Here is a 15911-nt window from a genome sequence, read left to right on the forward strand (position 1 = left end):
ATTAAACAAAAATATCCACTTCGTTCCGGTAAGGAGCAGACGACTGCGCCCCTACACGTGTCACCGAGATAGCCGAAGCCTTGCAGGCGAACCGGGCGGCTTCTTTCAGGCTTCGCCCTTCGGATAGTGCGACAGTCAGAGCGCCATTGAATACATCGCCGGCGGCAGTCGTATCGACAGCTTCCACTTTCAGGGCGGGAACCATCTCGGCCTTTCCGCCGCTATAGATAAGCGCCCCTTTCGATCCCAATGTAATAATAACATGCTGCACCCCCATTTCCGAAAGGAGACGGGCGGCTTCACCTGCCGACGATTCATCCGTTATCTTCACGCCGGTAATCATTTCCGCTTCTGTTTCGTTCGGCGTGATCAAATATAAATGACGGAGCAGATCGGCCGGTAACGGATGTGCCGGAGCCGGATTCAAAATCACTTTCTTTCCTTTTTGCCAGGCGATATCCGCAACAAAGCACACGGTCTCCATCGGGATCTCCAGCTGCATCAGGACCAAGTCGGCCTGCTCGATAGCCTCCTCCGCCTTCACCAGGTCGGACGGCAGAAGGTTGGCATTCGCCCCCGAAGCGACGACAATGCAGTTTTCCGCTTTCTCGTCCACCGTGATCAAGGCTACACCGGAAGGGTTTCCGGAATCCGAAAAGACATAAGAGGTATTGATTCCCTCCTCCTCGAAAAGTTGTTGTGACTGATGACCGAAGATATCGCTTCCGGTCTTGCATATAAAAGTGACGGGACCGCCCAGACGCGCTATCGCCACAGCCTGGTTCGCCCCTTTTCCTCCGGGATTCATAAAGAATGTTCCCCCCAAAATCGTTTCACCCGGACGAGGCAGATGGGCGGCTTTTATGACCATATCGGTATTGCTGCTACCGACCACCAGGATTTGTCGCCTGGATGTTTGTGTTGTGTCCATGTTCTATTTCGTATTAAATTATGAATCTTTACAATGAAGCGTTACAAATATAACACGTATATCGCTTCTTTTTCCTATATAATTCTTTGGAAAAGATAAACCCAAATCGTATTTTTGTAACAAACATACACAGAAATATAACTTACAGACAAGCAGATAAGTTTATGAAGCAGGCCACAAAACTCAACCAGATCATCCTATTGATCCAGTCGCTTTCCAAAGCGGAAAAACGATACATCCGACTCTATACCAACCTGCAAAACGGGGATAAACATTATATGGTTTTATACGGCCTGGCCTGTGAAGGTTTCTCCGCCGAGCAGATATACGAGAAGTTTTGCAGCGAAGTGAACGAAAAAAGCTTTGAGATGGCAGCCAAACATCTTTACCGGGTATTGTTGGATTGCCTCGTCCAATTGAAAGAGAAACAGGACATACAGACGACGATTTTCAATTATATCACAAAAGCCGGTATCCTTTTCGAACGGGAACTTTTCGACAATGCGTTTGCCGAATTGGAAAAAGCAAAGAAGCTGGCCGCTACATACGAAAACGATCCGCTCCTCCTCCTGATCTACCGTACGGAATTGAAATATCTGAGCACGCTCGGTTTCGAAGGCATCAGCGAGAAAGAATTGGTCGGTAAGCAGATGCAGATCAACGACGTGATGAAATATGCCCGCAACACAAACCTCCATCTACAACTATACGATATCCTGAAATACCGTATCACCTATAAAGGGTACGCCCGTTCGAACAAACAGAAAGATAACCTGAACGATCTTGTTTTAAGCGAACTGAACTTGATTGCCAACCATTCCTACCAGGGATTCGAGGCACGCAAACTTCACCTGTTGTTCCAGGCAACCTACTACCTGAATACCGGAAACTATAAATCGGCGATCCGCTTCTATCAGGAACTGATCGAGCTTTTCGAAGCGAACCGCCATCTGATCCTCAATCCGCCTATCTACTACCTGAGCGCCATAGAGGGAGTATTGAACAGCCTCCATGTTGCCGGATTATACCGGGAAATGCCTTTCTTCCTATCCAAACTAAAAGAGATCGGCACGGGTAACTACCCGACAGAGTTCCTGATGGAAGTGCAAGCCCGCGGCTACCTGTACGAACTTTCGGGATTGCTCAACACCGGACAATTCGATGCGGCAGCGCATCTTGCCGAAACCTATACCGATTTTTTATCAAAGAAAGCAGTCATGACCGGACCGGAAACCCGGCTAAAACTGGCCCTCTCTTCTTCCATCCTTTATCTTTGCCTGGGAGAACCGGCAAAAGCCCGCAAGAGTATGAAAAAGATACTCGGCTCCGACAAGTCCTTCCACACATTACCGTCCTACAAAACAGCCCGCCTCATCAACCTCCTTATCCAGGCGGAACTGGGAGACTATGACTTTTTCGCAAATGAAATAAGCTCCATCAAGCGGACGATCGGCTACGAGAAGCAGGTGTATATCACCGAAAAACTACTTTTCCGCTTCCTTATGGCCCACCCCTTGCCCATCTATAGAAAAGACCGGGAAAAGTTGTGGTCACAATACCAAAAAGATATAACGCGTATCCGGCAGGACAAATATGAAAAACAACTTCTCAAAACTTTTGATTTCACAGCCTGGATCGAAAGCAAACTAACAAATATCCCCCTCCGGGAGATTTTGTCGGAAACAAAAAAGGGAAACACCAACAGGAATTTCGCAGACGACGCAGACCAACCCGTATATCAGCAGAAACTGTAATCCTGGGCATAATATCGGTAATTTATCTACAAAGAAAAAAAGAATACATGCCGACCTTTGCAAAAGTTCAATGCAACAGATTCAATAAACATTTTGATAAATTACGAATAGCTGAAAATATGGAATTAAAAACATTTTTGGAACATGTGAAGGAGCGCAAGCCGCTCGACACGAAAGAGATTTATAGTTTCATGGATCTTATGAGCGATGAAGCGAGACGTATTACTTTCGAACTGAACAGTGTGTACCATACTCCCGATGAAGTGCGCGAATTACTGTCACGGCTTTTCGGGAAACCTGTCGATCCTTCATTTCGGGTGTTTCCTCCGTTTTATACGGATTTCGGAAAAAACATCACGATCGGGAAGAATGTGTTCATCAACGCTTGTTGCCATTTCCAAGATCATGGAGGCGTGACGCTCGGCGATGATTGCCTGATAGGCCACAATGTGGTGTTCGCCACCCTCAACCACGAAATCGCTCCCGAAAAGCGTACCTCCATGCAGCCCGCCCCCATTGTACTGGGCAAGAATGTATGGGTAGGTTCCAGCTCCACCATCCTGCAAGGGGTGACGATCGGTGACAATGCCATCATTGCAGCAGGTTCGATAGTAAAAACAAATGTACCGGCCAATACCATTGTTGGTGGCGTACCGGCCAAATTAATACGGGAGATATGAAAAGAATAATCACATTGGCTTTGTTGATGGCAGGAGTCACGACAATAGAGGCAGGAAACAGGATAGTTGAAAAAGATATAATCCAAACTGGTAAAAAGAATATAGAAATGGAAGATTCAGAATTGACGAAAGAATGGGATAAGATTTTCCCGAAGAGTGATAAAGTGAATCACAGCAAGGTAACGTTTCGCAACCGCTACGGCATCACACTTGCCGCCGATATGTACATACCGAAGAATGCGAACGGGAAAATGGCGGCTATCGCAGTATCCGGCCCTTTCGGAGCCGTGAAAGAACAGGCGTCTGGCCTTTACGCACAGACTATGGCCGAACGCGGATTCCTAACCATTGCCTTCGACCCTTCATATACCGGAGAGAGTAGCGGAACGCCTCGTTATGTCGCCTCTCCCGATATCAACACCGAAGATTTTTGTGCAGCAGTGGATTTCCTCTCTACCCGCAATGATGTCGATCCCGAACGCATCGGTATCATCGGCATTTGCGGATGGGGCGGCATGGCGATCAACGCTGCTGCAATCGACACCCGTATCAAGGCCACGGTCACTTCGACGATGTACGACATGAGCCGGGTAAACGCAAACGGCTATTTCGACTCCATGAATGCCGACCAGCGCTATGAACTTCGCCGCCAGCTCAACGAACAACGTACGGTAGACGCAAAGAACGGCTCATACGCGCTCGCCGGAGGAGTGGTCGACCCACTGCCCGACGATGTCCCCTGGTTCGTAAAAGACTATCACAACTATTACAAGACCAGCCGCGGCTATCACAAGCGGTCACTCAACTCCAACGGAGGATGGAACAAGACATCGGCTCTTTCGTTCATCAACATGCCTTTGCTCTCCTATAGCGACGAAATCCGCAGCGCCGTACTCGTGATGCACGGCGAGAAAGCACACTCCCGCTATTTCAGCGAAGACGCATTCAAGAAACTGACGGGTGACAACAAAGAGTTGCTGATCATCCCCGACGCCAGCCATGTCGACCTATACGACAACCTGTCGGTAATTCCGTTCGACAAAATCGAACATTTTTTCCATGAATATTTGAAATAACAAAATATGCAACAGATTAAACATACCGAATTCGGTGGCGAACGTCCTTTGTTCGCCACCCATGACCTCCAATTGAATGACGTGACGATCCACGCCGGAGAGTCCGCATTGAAAGAGTGCACTAACATTATAGCAGTCGATTGCCGCTTCGAGGGAAAATACCCGTTTTGGCATGTAGACGGCTTCGCAGTCAGGAACTGTCTCTTTACCGAAGGAGCACGTGCAGCATTGTGGTATTCGAAAAATCTCGTGATGACCGGAACTAAAGTGGAAGCCCCGAAGATGTTCCGCGAAATGGACGGTATCCGGTTGGAAAACGTCCAGATCCCCAATGCACAGGAAACCCTCTGGCACTGTCGTAACGTGGAAATCAAGAACGTGCAGGTCGACAAAGCCGACTACCTGTTCATGCACAGCGAGAATATCCGTATCGAGAATTATTCACAGAACGGTAATTACTCGTTCCAATACTGCAAGAACGTCGAAATACGGAACGCCATCATCCACTCGAAAGACGCTTTCTGGAACACCGAGAACGTAACAGTCTACGATTCAGAACTCAACGGCGAATACTTAGGCTGGCATTCCAAAAACCTGCGCTTGGTGAATTGTAAGATTTCAGGTACGCAACCGCTCTGCTACGCCCACAACCTGGTGATGGAAAACTGTACGATGGCAGACGACTGCGACCTCGCTTTCGAATGCAGTTCCGTGCAAGCCACCATCAACAGCCCGATACGCAGCGTGAAAAATCCGTGCACCGGATGCATCACGGCCGAAAGTTACGATGAGATCATCATCGATAACAACATCAAGGCTCCTGCTGATTGCAAACTAAAGTTATGGAACCGCCGTTCCTGCTTTTCCGCTTGAAACATGAGGTACGACATGGAATACGATTTTGATAAAATAATTCCGCGTCACGGCACGAACTCCTACAAATGGGACAGCGCCACAAATACCGATGTATTGCCGATGTGGGTAGCCGATATGGATTTCCAAACGGCTCCCGCCATCGTCAAAGCCTTGCAACGACGCGTTTCGCACGGTATTTTCGGCTATACCCGCGTGTCGGATTCATATTACAAAGCAGTGGCAAACTGGTTCGGACGCCGGCACGGCTGGACGATACAAAAAGACTGGATCATCTATACATCCGGTGTTGTGCCGGCCATTTCTGCCATCATCAAGGCTTTGACTGAGCCCGGCGACAATGTGCTGGTCCAGACACCCGTCTATAACTGTTTCTTCTCATCCATCCGCAACAACGGTTGCCAATGCATCAGCAACCCACTGATTCGCCTCGGCGATACATTCGTTATCGACTACGAAGATCTGGAAATAAAAGCAGCCGATCCGAAGGCTAAAATCCTACTGTTGTGTAACCCTCACAATCCCGCCGGAAGAGTATGGACCCGCGACGAATTGTTGCAGATCGGAGATATCTGCCTCCGCAACGGTGTAATGGTGATCTCGGATGAAATCCACTGCGAACTAACATATCCGGGGCACAACTACACACCGTTCGCCTCTCTGTCAGAACAATTCCTGCAAAATTCCGTCACCTGCCTGTCCCCCAGCAAAGCGTTCAACATTGCCGGATTACAAATTGCCAACATCATTTCGGCAAGCGAAAGCATCCGCCGGAAAATAGACAAGGCGATTAACATCAACGAGGTGTGCGATGTCAACCCTTTCGGTGTCGAAGCTACGATAGCCGCCTACAATGAAGGAGAAGAATGGTTGGATGCGCTCACGGAATACTTGGAATCGAACTACCGGTGCATGAAAGACTTTTGCCGGAAATATCTGCCGGATTTCCCGATCACTACACTGGAAGGCACTTATCTGGTTTGGATGGACTGCTCGATGCTTCACATAACGTCGGAAAAATTGGAACAGCTATTAGTGGAAAAAGCCCAACTGTGGCTGAACGCCGGAACCATGTACGGCGTGGAAGGAGAAAGTTTTATGCGCTGGAACATTGCCTGTCCCCGCTCCATTTTGATAAAAGGGTTAAAGCGGTTCAGGGATTTTATTCAAAATATACCACATAATGGGGGTACATCATGCATTGCGGCAAACGACCGGATGCCGAATCCATGTATAAAATAGGGAAAAACTCCGACTATTTCAAATATATCTTTGCATTCGATTTATTGGAGACAAAAGATTATCTCTATATAGATGTGGGAAAAGACTTGTCGGCTTTCCTGTTACGCGTAGACAAACAAAGCGGTGATATCCTGTCGCTCGAACTGGAAGGAGAAATTGTAGAAGGATTTATGACTAAATACCGGAAAGTCGACGTCCCCCCACTTTACCAACGACCTGTGCGGCGGCCTTCCCTTCTACCCCACCAGCACGACAGACCGGCAATGGATCTGCGCCTATAACGCATTCGACCTGCTGGAACAGGTTGATATAGATGAACTGAAGCAATCTGAAGTTCTTCTCCCTGAAAAGCGAAACCAACTGGTCAGAATACTGGAAAATCTGAAAGAGGATGACAATCCGGTTATCATGGTGGCGACGCTCAAACACTAATTAAGCCATAAAAAGCTCGATTAAGGCTTATGCTCCGGATAAGTCCGCTTGGGATTTTTAGGAAACCAGCCTTTCAGTACACGTTCTTCCTGCTCGAAAACTTCCTTTATCGTCCAGAAAGAGGAGAAAGCGAATACTCCGCATATAGCCGAAACAAAAACACTTTCAATCAGCAGAGAAGCGACCGTTCCCACTATTCCTAAAACGAGGAAGATCCACCAGCATTTCGTACCCCAATAATATTCTGCTTTTACTACGACCGGATGAAAGAGCCCGATAATCAGAAAGGTCGCAATGCCTATTAACAGTCCATCAAAGTTAATCAATTCCATATTTATTTACAATTTAAGACAGGCATTTTGCCTATTGAGACAAAGATACGAAGAAATATGTATCGCCCATGATAAAATATATCTATCCACTTATTGATAATTCTATCAAATAAAACAAAAAAGAGGCATCCTTGTTGCAGAATGCCTCTCCATTATATCGAGAATCCGTTTCCGATTAGTTAGCCGGAGCTTCTTCTTCAGAAGAAACAGGAGCTGTTGCAGGCTGCTGGGCAGTGCCAAAGTCTGGAGCAACCGTATTCGGATCGATTGTTACAGCATTATTTATCTGTTCTTTGATTTCAGACTGAGTCGTGTGCTGAGCTCTCGGAATAAAAGCAGTAATGACAATACTTAAAACAACAACAGTACCGGCAAGGGTCCAAGTTGCTTTTTCAAGAAAGTCTGTGGTTTTGCGTACCCCCATAATTTGGTTGGAAGAAGAGAATCCTGAAGCCAGACCTCCACCTTTCGAGTTCTGAATCAATACAATCAAGATCAATAGTATAGATGCGATCAGGATTAAGATAGAAATAAATACGTACATCTTTGTTTTATTTTTTAGTGTTAATAATCAACTTTTCCAGAAATCTGATTTGGTCTGCAAAGTAAACATTTTTTTCTGGATATTTCAAGTTTAAGTTTTTAATTATTTGCAATGCCTTCTCATATCGCTTTTGTTTTACATAAATATGAGCCAATGTTTCCGTAAAATAGGAATCATCCAGCGGTTTCTGCTGGCTTTCCTCCAACTCCGCCAGATTCCGGGGAGCAGCTGCTCCGGTAGTCGTTTCCATATCCAAGTTCAGACCACTTCCGGGAACCCTCTGCTCTTCGTTTTTGATAAAAGAATCAATCAGATCGTGGTGCTGAAAACGGACTTCCTCTTCTTTTTCCTCTGCCTGCCCATTTTCCTTTGTCAGTGACCAATAGATGTAATCCGACGAAACGGACGGCTGGAACAGAAGAGACGCATCCGCCTTCGGTTCTTCCTCCTCGCGATTGGACAGGAAAGCATCGATCAGTGAAAAAGCATCTTCACGGGCTGGATTTTCCTCTTTCTCAGGCTGGAGCTGCAAACCGAACCGTTCACCTTCTATCAGTGTGAACAACTTCCTACGGTCAGGGACATAGATCGCCATCTTCTTTAATTCTGCGCCAAAACGTATATCGTTCAAGACTGCCAGGTTCTTCAGGTAAAGCATCCTGGCAATCTGGAAATACGGGAATTCATCGACGATCTGCTTTAACTGCGGAAGTGTTTCCTCAGTCAGCAGGGCCGGGTTCTCCATCAGTCGATATAAATCAGCAGCTTTCATTTTTTACCAGTTGGCAACCGTTGCATTATAAATTTGATCGACAAGCTCGTCAATGATCTCTTCCGACAACTGGTCCTGTACCTGCTGCAACATCTGAGTAGCATCGAATTCACGATAAGCCGAGAAACTCTGCTCGAAATCTTCGTCAGGATTCACCCGGTTGGAATAACGAACCCGAACCGTAATCGTCAACTTGGTCTGCGACGCATACGCATCTTCTTTTACGGCCATAGGAGTCAGGTCGTAGCCGGTAATTTCACCTTCCAGATCCAAATCGCCGTTGCTATTCACCAACTGCAAACGGGTCTGACGGATATAAATATCCTTCAACGCTTCCGTAAATTTTTGCGAAAGGGGCGGATAGACTAACGGAGCCTGATTCGGGAAATCCTTGATCGTAATCGTCTTGACCTTCGTATAATCGATAGAAGCACCATTAAACTTATAAGAAATCGAACAAGCCGTCACAATCAACCCGATCAGGCAGAAAAGCCATATCTTATTATTCTTCAACATCTTTTATTCCAGATTATATTCTTTAATTTTTCTGTAAAGCGTCCGTTCCGATATCTTCAGATCGGCAGCGGCATTCTTACGGCGACCGTTATGTTTTTCCAATGCCTTCCGGATCATCTCTTTCTCGACCTCTTCCAACGACAGGCTCTCCTCCTCTTCCACAGCTTCGGCTTCCTGGATGGAAGGAACCGGATGGACGGCATGGATCGGATGAGGGTAAGCCGCCGGTTCTTCCGGCACCTCGATCGGCATCTTGCCTCCCATGATGTCGTGTACCAGCTTCTTCAGTTCGTTGACATCTTTTTTCATGTCGAACAGCACTTGATATAGAATCTCCCGTTCACTGTTGAAAATCTTCTGATCGGGGTCCTGCTTGACAAGGACCGGATATTTCTCGACATTCAGGTCGGGTAAATACAGACGGAGCACGGAAGCGGTGATATCCCGGTTTTCCTCGATAACAGAAATACGTTCCGTTATGTTTTTCAGTTCCCTGACATTCCCCGGCCAACGATAGGAAAGCATCAATTGGCGGCCTTCCTCATCCAAACGGATCGGCGGCATCCGGTATTTCTCTGCACAATCGCTGGCAAATTTCCGGAAAAGCAAAATGATATCCTCCCCTCGCTCGCGCAAAGGAGGAACCTGGATAGGAACCGTACTCAGACGATAAAATAAATCTTCACGGAATTTCCCTTCCGATACGGCTTGCATCAGATTGACATTCGTCGCCGCAACGATACGGACATTCGTCTTCTGGACTTTGGATGAACCGACACGCATAAACTCTCCCGTCTCCAAGACGCGCAACAAACGTGCCTGTGTGGGTATGGGCAGCTCTCCCACTTCATCCAGGAAAATCGTCCCGCCATCCGCAACCTCGAAATAGCCTTTACGGTCGGACAACGCACCTGTAAAAGAACCTTTTTCGTGCCCGAACAACTCAGAATCGATCGTGCCTTCCGGAATAGCGCCACAGTTCACGGCTATATATTGCCCATGTTTACGCGGACTGTTCTGATGTATTATCTGAGGAAAAGTTTCTTTACCGACACCACTTTCACCGGTAATCAGCACAGACAAATCTGTTGGAGCGACCTGTAGGGCAACATCTATAGCCCGGTTCAGCACGGCATTATTGCCGATAATTCCAAAACGCTGTTTTATCTGCTGCACGTCCACCTTTATCATATTTCTTCTATTATCTGTAATTATTTCAGTTTTATCTGCCAAAATTACAAATCTTAATTCAATTAACCGAATCTGCAGGCGGTTTCTATACGGGTTTGTTATTTTTTAGCACCGTACGTCCGTTGATATAAAAACTCGGCCAGGTCTTTGTCGTCGGCAATATTTTGGATTTCTTCGGGAGAAACAGGCTCTCCGATGTAAACGTCGACTGTACGTCCGCGCTTGTTAAAGGCTTCGGCCGGTATGCGCAACGTACGGATCCGCCAGTCGATACGGCCCAGCCAATAGAAAAAGCGGGAATTCAGGAAATCGAAATAAACAGGATATACGGGCACTTTCGCTTTCCGGATCAGACGAATCACGCTGTGCGTCCAAGGCAAATCCTGTATCTTCTTCGTCCTCTTATTATACATCGAGATTCCCCCGGCAGGGAAAAAGCCCATCGGATGCCCCTCTTTCAGTTGTTGCAGGGAGATACGGACCCCGTTTATATTCTTCAGATTGGCCCCCTGATTGTTGGAGTCAGGCTTGACGGACACGAAATTATCTCCCATAGCCCCGATTTTGGTCAGTACGCCGTTTACCATCACTTTGAAATCCGGACGGCGTGAAGCGAATATATCGATCAGCATGATCCCGTCGATTGATCCGATCGGATGGTTCGAGACTGTGGCGAAAGCGCCTTCGGGCAGGTGGTCCAGTACCTCGGCATTATGCAGATTATATTTGATATCGATCAACGGATCGTTCAGCAAGGCTGTTGTGAACTCCGCCCCCCTCAAATGACAACTATGAGCATGGGCCTTGTTTACCTTATCGACACTCAACCATTTGATCAGCACTTTCCCCAGAAAAGTGCCGAAACGACTTTTAAAGAACGGGGCAGTTTCCTGTAAATCATGTATGTCTACTACGCTCTCTTTCATAAATCCTTATTTATAGAATGTTGCACACATCTGCTCGTGCTTCCTCATGGCAAGCAGCAAAACGATGTTCAATACGATTATCTCATATAAGAAATAAACCCAGACCTCACCTACCAGAACGACGATGAACATCACGATCGTACGTCCGTTAAAAGTCAACAGGTCTATCATGCGCATCAGCTCCTTGCTCTGCTTGCGGAAACGGATACGGATATCTTCCGGAATATCATCTCCATACCGTGCATGCAAGCTACGAAGCATCCCCTGCAAGGACGGAGTGGCTTTCACCTGCAAGAGCGTATAGCCACGATAGAGGAAATAGAAGAATTTATTGATACCGTATTTCATCTCCTTATGACGGGCACGAACCTGTTCCAACGACTGAAACTCCGCACCTTTATCCTTGCTGATGAAATACAAATGAAGCGTCTTGTAGTAGTCCGTGATATTCGCCTGTACTAAATGAGACAAACCGGAAAGAACCGCCAATGCAAAGAACCAGTCCGTTCCATAATCATGAGACAGACGAAGGGCGAAAGCGACATAAATACACGTAAACCAGATATCCCCGGCAAAACCATCCAAAATACGACCGATCGCCGATTTGATACCCGTCAGGCGGGCCAGCTGTCCATCCACACAGTCCAGAATATTTGCAAACACCAGCAACAGGATACCGCAAACGTTGTAAATCAGATCATCATGATAAAAAAAGAAACCGACTGCCGCTCCTACAAAAATAGATACGACAGTCACCATATTAGGCGTAATACCTGTACCCTTTAACATACGGGCGATACGAAAACCGATAGGACGATAAAAAATCCGGTCAATCTTATTTTCTGTTTCTATCGACTTCAACGAAGCCTCGTACTCTTTATCCAAGTCGCTCATTTATCTTCTATTTATACGAATAACCGCCATCGACAACGATCACTTCGCCATTAAAATAACTATTTTCTACTAACATTTTATAAACTTCCGCCAGTTCCCCCGGATCACAGAAACGCCCTAATGAAACCTTGTTCTCTATATTACGGCGTATTTCGGCGGGTTTCGTTTTCTGCCATTCGGTATCCACAAAACCGGGAGCTACGCCATTCACACGCAACTCGTACGGCACCAAGAACTTCACCATATTCTTCACCAACGCATGCACGGCACTCTTCGTCACACCGTACGCCAGCGAAACCGAATGGGGCTGTATTCCCATCAGGGATCCGGTAAAGACAATGCTCCCCCCCTTATTAATCGAACCGACAATACGTTGCAACAGGAAAACAGGGAAATGCACATTGGCAAAGAAGACCCGTTCCCATTCCGCCATATCCAGTTCCTCAAACGGATCGCGGCAGGTCAGGCCGGCATTAAAGATCACCGCATCCAAACGCATAGAGCGTTCAGTTAGAAACGATTCTATCTTTTCGATTGACTTCCGGTCGGAAATATCGGCTTGAAGTGCATAAGTATCTACTTTATATTGTTGCAGCAAACTATTTGCGACCCGAAGAGCTTCCTCCTCATCCGAAGCATAGGTCAGAATCAGACTGTACCCGGCTCTTGCCAGACAAGTGGCAACCGCTTTGCCTATTCCCTTCGTCCCGCCGGTAATCAATACCCATTTTTCCATCATCGCCCTTATTCTTTTTCACCGAAGCCCTTAACGGATTCAGGTTTGGACTGTCGCTGAGACTTCAAGTTCGCTTCGTATGAATCATGGATCGTTTTCTTCAGATTGGAAGAGGAAACTCCGGTCCCGTATGGGAAATAGAACACCTGGACGCCCAAGTCCTCCAAATAGTCATACTTGCCATACCAGTCGTCTCCCACGACAAAAGCGTCGATATTCAGTTTCTTGACTATTTCGGAATGGTCCAACGTATGTTGTGGGATGACAATATCGGGAGTTTTCAGTGCTTCAATGATTTGCAGACGTTCTGTAAAAGGAATAATCGGCTTCGCCTTATAAGAGGACACCAATTCATCCGTACTCACCCCCACAATCAAAATATCCGCAAGGCTGCGGGCATAGTTTATCATCCGAAGATGGTTGTAATGGAACATATCGAATGTCCCTGATGTATATACAATCGTTTTATCCTTAAACATAATACTTATATCCTTTTGAAACCGCAAACTTACACAAACTTTTCCTATCAAAAAAAAAATGACAGGAAAAAGGACAGCCTGTCCTGATTCAGTTTAGGCATCCCCCTTCTCTGCCTCATATCCACAATTATATATTCAAATAAAAGACAAGGGTACTACAACACAAGATAACAAAATAATATACAGATATTTACAACAATAGCAACCACTCTTTTACTTTTCGACTATGGGCAAAAAACAAAAAGCCATTTCCTACTTTGTCCATAAAGCAAGAAATGGCTTTTCAGTATTTAAAAGATTTCCGAGCTTCAGGTTATTCGCCTTCCTCTTTTGTCAGGTCGAGCTTTTCATTGTCGCCTCCCTTATCAAAATACTGCTTACGCAAAGGGTTTGCTGTTGCCTCCCGGTAACGGGTACGATTCCGGTAAATATCCAAAGCGGCATATAAGGCCTGACGGAAAGATTCCTCGGAAGCCACATTCTGACCGGCAATATCATAAGCCGTACCATGAGCCGGAGAAGTCCGTACGATCGATAGACCTGCCGTATAATTAACACCGTCATCCATTGCCAGCGTTTTGAACGGGGCCAAGCCCTGATCGTGATACATAGCCAATACACCGTCGAACTTATCATACATCTGCGAACCAAAGAAACCATCGGCAGCATACGGTCCGAAGGACATCACACCCCGCTTCTCCGCTTCCTGTATAGCCGGGATAATAATCTCTTCCTCCTCCTTACCCAACAATCCGGCATCACCGGCGTGCGGATTCAACGAAAGGACTGCTATACGGGGCCGCACGATTCCGAAATCCTGCTTAAGCGACTGATTAAAAATACGCAATTTGGAGACAATGTCTTCAACAGTAATCTTTGATGCCACCTGTGCCAATGGAATATGTCCCGTCACCAACGCAACGCGAAGATTATCTTTCATCAGAATCATCAATGCCTTTTTTCCAAGACCACTGAAACATTGTTCCAGGTATTCCGTGTGGCCGGGAAAATGGAATTGTTCATTCTGTATGTTGTGCTTATTGATCGGAGCTGTTACCAATACATCCACTACGCCGCGTTTCAAATCGGTAACGGCAGCCTCCAGAGCCAGATAAGCGGCTTCACCGGCAACAGTCGTAGATTGACACAACTCGACTTTAGTCTCGTCATCCACACAGTTAATAATGTTCACCCGGTTTATTCCGGCATCTTCAGCCTGTGCAATAATGCTCAAATTCACAGCAGGCAACTCCAAAGCTTTCCGGTGATAAGCGGCGATCTTCGACGAGCCATAAATGACCGGCGTACAAAGTTCGGCAATACGGGGATCCGACAATGTTTTCAGTATCACCTCGTAACCGATACCGTTTATATCTCCGTGGGTAATGCCCACCTTAATCAATCGTTCTTCCATATATTTTGATTTATGATTTATGATTTATCCTATCGCTACTACAAATCATAAATTTTTGTTATTTTTCTTCAGGAATATCCAGTTTCTCCACCTGTGTTTCTTCAAATTCACCCGGCAGGCGCAAGGTGTACAATGCGGATTCGATACGGCGGATAAAATTGCGCTTATCCGTCTCCGGGGCAAACACGAAACCTTCAACGACTACAACCCGGTTATTCTTTTCGTCCAGACGTGCATGGCTGACAAACGGACCGCCCATCATATCGCCTTTCATGTACCACAAACCGCGGAGCACACCACAATATTTACCATTTACCGTTGTCGGGCTATAAGTCACCCAAGCTGTATCCGTAGCCATATAAGATCCGGGAAACGTACCCGGCATATTCAGTTTCATGACAGAGTCGCGTTTGGCAATCAGATAGTCGGCCGTGAAAGTATCGGCATCCTTATACGGGAAGTCATAAACGACAATATCCGTACGCCCTGTGTTAGCATTATTGGAAGCCCAGAAAAAGCCGGTCGTGTCACGGAAATAAGTCATATTTGCCGGGGCACTCAACATGACATTGAAGCGGTCCTTCACATGGTCCATCACCACCGGACTGTGTTCTTTCTCCAACTGTCCGATCGTACGGTTTCTTTCGCACTTGGTAAAGAACTCGACTATGTTCCGCGGATGAGCCTTTACATATTCAAGAATGGCATCATCGTCGGGAGCCGTCAATACCAGCACAACCTGACCTTTCGCCCAGCGATTGTTCTCATAATTCAGTGAAACTTTCGTATACTGAGACTTATCTATCTTGACAATCAAAATATTGCGTACATATGTCAACAGACCGTTAAACTGGTCAGGAGTCACATAGGTGATCTTAAAGGCGGGTTCGGCCTGTGGCAGTCCCGGAATATCGGAAGTCAGTTCGGCTTTGATAGCCTTTCCGGCAGGGGCATCCCAGTCAGCTTTATCCATCGTCACAACAATTTCATAGGCGAAACCGGTAGCATTTCTCATCACCGGACCCGAACTACATGCTCCCATAATGAAAAGAAGCATTAAAAAGCTGATCAATAAAGAATGTGTTTTCATACCCGTTTAATTTTTTTGTTATACAAATA

18 protein-coding genes are annotated in these 15911 nt (G+C 46.5%); 6 read left to right on the forward strand and 12 right to left on the reverse strand.

Going from position 1 to position 15911, the window contains the following annotated elements:
• Nucleotide 1 precedes the first annotated feature (1 nt).
• Nucleotides 2-931, reverse strand: a complete 930-nt coding sequence (gene rbsK / locus RDN79_RS02985) for a ribokinase (RefSeq protein ID WP_298551492.1) — start codon at nt 929-931, stop codon at nt 2-4.
• A 164-nt stretch (nt 932-1095) separates the two neighbouring features.
• On the opposite strand from rbsK, the gene RDN79_RS02990 reads away from it, so the two are divergent.
• From RDN79_RS02990 to RDN79_RS03015, 6 genes are all read left to right on the forward strand, one after another.
• Nucleotides 1096-2685: a hypothetical protein gene (locus tag RDN79_RS02990; protein ID WP_298551494.1), complete on the forward strand. Its 1590-nt coding sequence runs from the start codon at nt 1096-1098 to the stop codon at nt 2683-2685.
• Between the two features lie 119 nt (nt 2686-2804).
• Complete coding sequence (locus RDN79_RS02995; protein ID WP_298551496.1) at nt 2805-3365, forward strand: DapH/DapD/GlmU-related protein; 561 nt, start codon at nt 2805-2807, stop codon at nt 3363-3365.
• Nucleotides 3366-3472: 107 nt separating this feature from the next.
• Complete coding sequence (locus RDN79_RS03000; protein WP_298551758.1) at nt 3473-4441, forward strand: alpha/beta hydrolase; 969 nt, start codon at nt 3473-3475, stop codon at nt 4439-4441.
• 6 nt (nt 4442-4447) lie between these two features.
• Nucleotides 4448-5314: a DUF3737 family protein gene (locus RDN79_RS03005; RefSeq protein ID WP_298551498.1), complete on the forward strand. Its 867-nt coding sequence runs from the start codon at nt 4448-4450 to the stop codon at nt 5312-5314.
• A 15-nt stretch (nt 5315-5329) separates the two neighbouring features.
• Complete coding sequence (locus tag RDN79_RS03010; protein ID WP_298551500.1) at nt 5330-6556, forward strand: MalY/PatB family protein; 1227 nt, start codon at nt 5330-5332, stop codon at nt 6554-6556.
• On the forward strand, nt 6511-6837 hold the full coding sequence (locus tag RDN79_RS03015) for a hypothetical protein (protein ID WP_298551502.1): 327 nt from the start codon (nt 6511-6513) through the stop codon (nt 6835-6837). The genes RDN79_RS03010 and RDN79_RS03015 overlap by 46 nt, the downstream gene beginning before the upstream one ends.
• 171 nt (nt 6838-7008) lie before the next feature.
• Here RDN79_RS03015 and RDN79_RS03020 read toward each other — a convergent pair whose 3' ends face one another.
• The 11 genes from RDN79_RS03020 to RDN79_RS03070 all read right to left on the reverse strand — a co-directional run bounded on the left by RDN79_RS03020 (nt 7009) and on the right by RDN79_RS03070 (nt 15882).
• Nucleotides 7009-7320 carry a DUF4491 family protein gene (locus RDN79_RS03020; protein ID WP_186928234.1) on the reverse strand — a complete coding sequence of 104 codons (312 nt, stop codon included), beginning with the start codon at nt 7318-7320 and terminating at the stop codon, nt 7009-7011.
• A gap of 175 nt (nt 7321-7495) precedes the next feature.
• Nucleotides 7496-7864, reverse strand: coding sequence for a preprotein translocase subunit SecG (gene secG, locus RDN79_RS03025; RefSeq protein WP_186928235.1), 369 nt, complete (start codon nt 7862-7864; stop codon nt 7496-7498).
• Nucleotides 7865-7871: 7 nt separating this feature from the next.
• Nucleotides 7872-8636, reverse strand: a complete 765-nt coding sequence (locus tag RDN79_RS03030; RefSeq protein ID WP_298551505.1) for a hypothetical protein — start codon at nt 8634-8636, stop codon at nt 7872-7874.
• Between the two features lie 3 nt (nt 8637-8639).
• The gene (lptE, locus tag RDN79_RS03035) at nt 8640-9152 is read right to left on the reverse strand and encodes an LptE family protein (protein WP_298551507.1); all 513 of its coding nucleotides are present in this window, start codon (nt 9150-9152) and stop codon (nt 8640-8642) included.
• 3 nt (nt 9153-9155) lie between these two features.
• A complete protein-coding gene (locus tag RDN79_RS03040; protein WP_298551509.1) occupies nt 9156-10343 on the reverse strand; it encodes a sigma-54-dependent Fis family transcriptional regulator in 1188 nt (395 codons plus the stop codon).
• Nucleotides 10344-10441: 98 nt separating this feature from the next.
• Complete coding sequence (locus RDN79_RS03045; protein ID WP_298551511.1) at nt 10442-11269, reverse strand: lysophospholipid acyltransferase family protein; 828 nt, start codon at nt 11267-11269, stop codon at nt 10442-10444.
• A 6-nt stretch (nt 11270-11275) separates the two neighbouring features.
• Complete coding sequence (locus RDN79_RS03050; protein ID WP_298551512.1) at nt 11276-12163, reverse strand: CDP-alcohol phosphatidyltransferase family protein; 888 nt, start codon at nt 12161-12163, stop codon at nt 11276-11278.
• A gap of 7 nt (nt 12164-12170) precedes the next feature.
• A complete protein-coding gene (locus RDN79_RS03055) occupies nt 12171-12899 on the reverse strand; it encodes an SDR family NAD(P)-dependent oxidoreductase (RefSeq protein ID WP_298551760.1) in 729 nt (242 codons plus the stop codon).
• A gap of 8 nt (nt 12900-12907) precedes the next feature.
• Nucleotides 12908-13378, reverse strand: a complete 471-nt coding sequence (locus RDN79_RS03060; RefSeq protein ID WP_186928241.1) for an adenylyltransferase/cytidyltransferase family protein — start codon at nt 13376-13378, stop codon at nt 12908-12910.
• A gap of 313 nt (nt 13379-13691) precedes the next feature.
• Nucleotides 13692-14792 carry a 4-hydroxythreonine-4-phosphate dehydrogenase PdxA gene (gene pdxA, locus RDN79_RS03065; protein ID WP_298551513.1) on the reverse strand — a complete coding sequence of 367 codons (1101 nt, stop codon included), beginning with the start codon at nt 14790-14792 and terminating at the stop codon, nt 13692-13694.
• A gap of 58 nt (nt 14793-14850) precedes the next feature.
• Entirely contained in the window at nt 14851-15882 is a 1032-nt protein-coding gene (locus RDN79_RS03070; protein ID WP_298551515.1) for a DUF4837 family protein, read from the reverse strand.
• Nucleotides 15883-15911: the final 29 nt, after the last annotated feature.

It is taken from the genome of uncultured Parabacteroides sp. (assembly GCF_902493135.1).
Taxonomy (GTDB): Bacteria; Bacteroidota; Bacteroidia; order Bacteroidales; family Tannerellaceae; genus Parabacteroides.

Bases quoted from the DNA above. Each gene is read 5' to 3' on its own strand.
- rbsK (WP_298551492.1), bottom strand. From the start codon at position 931: ATGGACACAACACAAACATCCAGGCGACAAATCCTGGTGGTCGGTAGC.
- RDN79_RS02990 (WP_298551494.1), top strand. From the start codon at position 1,096: ATGAAGCAGGCCACAAAACTCAACCAGATCATCCTATTGATCCAGTCG.
- RDN79_RS02995 (WP_298551496.1), top strand. From the start codon at position 2,805: ATGGAATTAAAAACATTTTTGGAACATGTGAAGGAGCGCAAGCCGCTC.
- RDN79_RS03000 (WP_298551758.1), top strand. From the start codon at position 3,473: ATGGAAGATTCAGAATTGACGAAAGAATGGGATAAGATTTTCCCGAAG.
- RDN79_RS03005 (WP_298551498.1), top strand. From the start codon at position 4,448: ATGCAACAGATTAAACATACCGAATTCGGTGGCGAACGTCCTTTGTTC.
- RDN79_RS03010 (WP_298551500.1), top strand. From the start codon at position 5,330: ATGGAATACGATTTTGATAAAATAATTCCGCGTCACGGCACGAACTCC.
- RDN79_RS03015 (WP_298551502.1), top strand. From the start codon at position 6,511: ATGCATTGCGGCAAACGACCGGATGCCGAATCCATGTATAAAATAGGG.
- RDN79_RS03020 (WP_186928234.1), bottom strand. From the start codon at position 7,320: ATGGAATTGATTAACTTTGATGGACTGTTAATAGGCATTGCGACCTTT.
- secG (WP_186928235.1), bottom strand. From the start codon at position 7,864: ATGTACGTATTTATTTCTATCTTAATCCTGATCGCATCTATACTATTG.
- RDN79_RS03030 (WP_298551505.1), bottom strand. From the start codon at position 8,636: ATGAAAGCTGCTGATTTATATCGACTGATGGAGAACCCGGCCCTGCTG.
- lptE (WP_298551507.1), bottom strand. From the start codon at position 9,152: ATGTTGAAGAATAATAAGATATGGCTTTTCTGCCTGATCGGGTTGATT.
- RDN79_RS03040 (WP_298551509.1), bottom strand. From the start codon at position 10,343: ATGATAAAGGTGGACGTGCAGCAGATAAAACAGCGTTTTGGAATTATC.
- RDN79_RS03045 (WP_298551511.1), bottom strand. From the start codon at position 11,269: ATGAAAGAGAGCGTAGTAGACATACATGATTTACAGGAAACTGCCCCG.
- RDN79_RS03050 (WP_298551512.1), bottom strand. From the start codon at position 12,163: ATGAGCGACTTGGATAAAGAGTACGAGGCTTCGTTGAAGTCGATAGAA.
- RDN79_RS03055 (WP_298551760.1), bottom strand. From the start codon at position 12,899: ATGGAAAAATGGGTATTGATTACCGGCGGGACGAAGGGAATAGGCAAA.
- RDN79_RS03060 (WP_186928241.1), bottom strand. From the start codon at position 13,378: ATGTTTAAGGATAAAACGATTGTATATACATCAGGGACATTCGATATG.
- pdxA (WP_298551513.1), bottom strand. From the start codon at position 14,792: ATGGAAGAACGATTGATTAAGGTGGGCATTACCCACGGAGATATAAAC.
- RDN79_RS03070 (WP_298551515.1), bottom strand. From the start codon at position 15,882: ATGAAAACACATTCTTTATTGATCAGCTTTTTAATGCTTCTTTTCATT.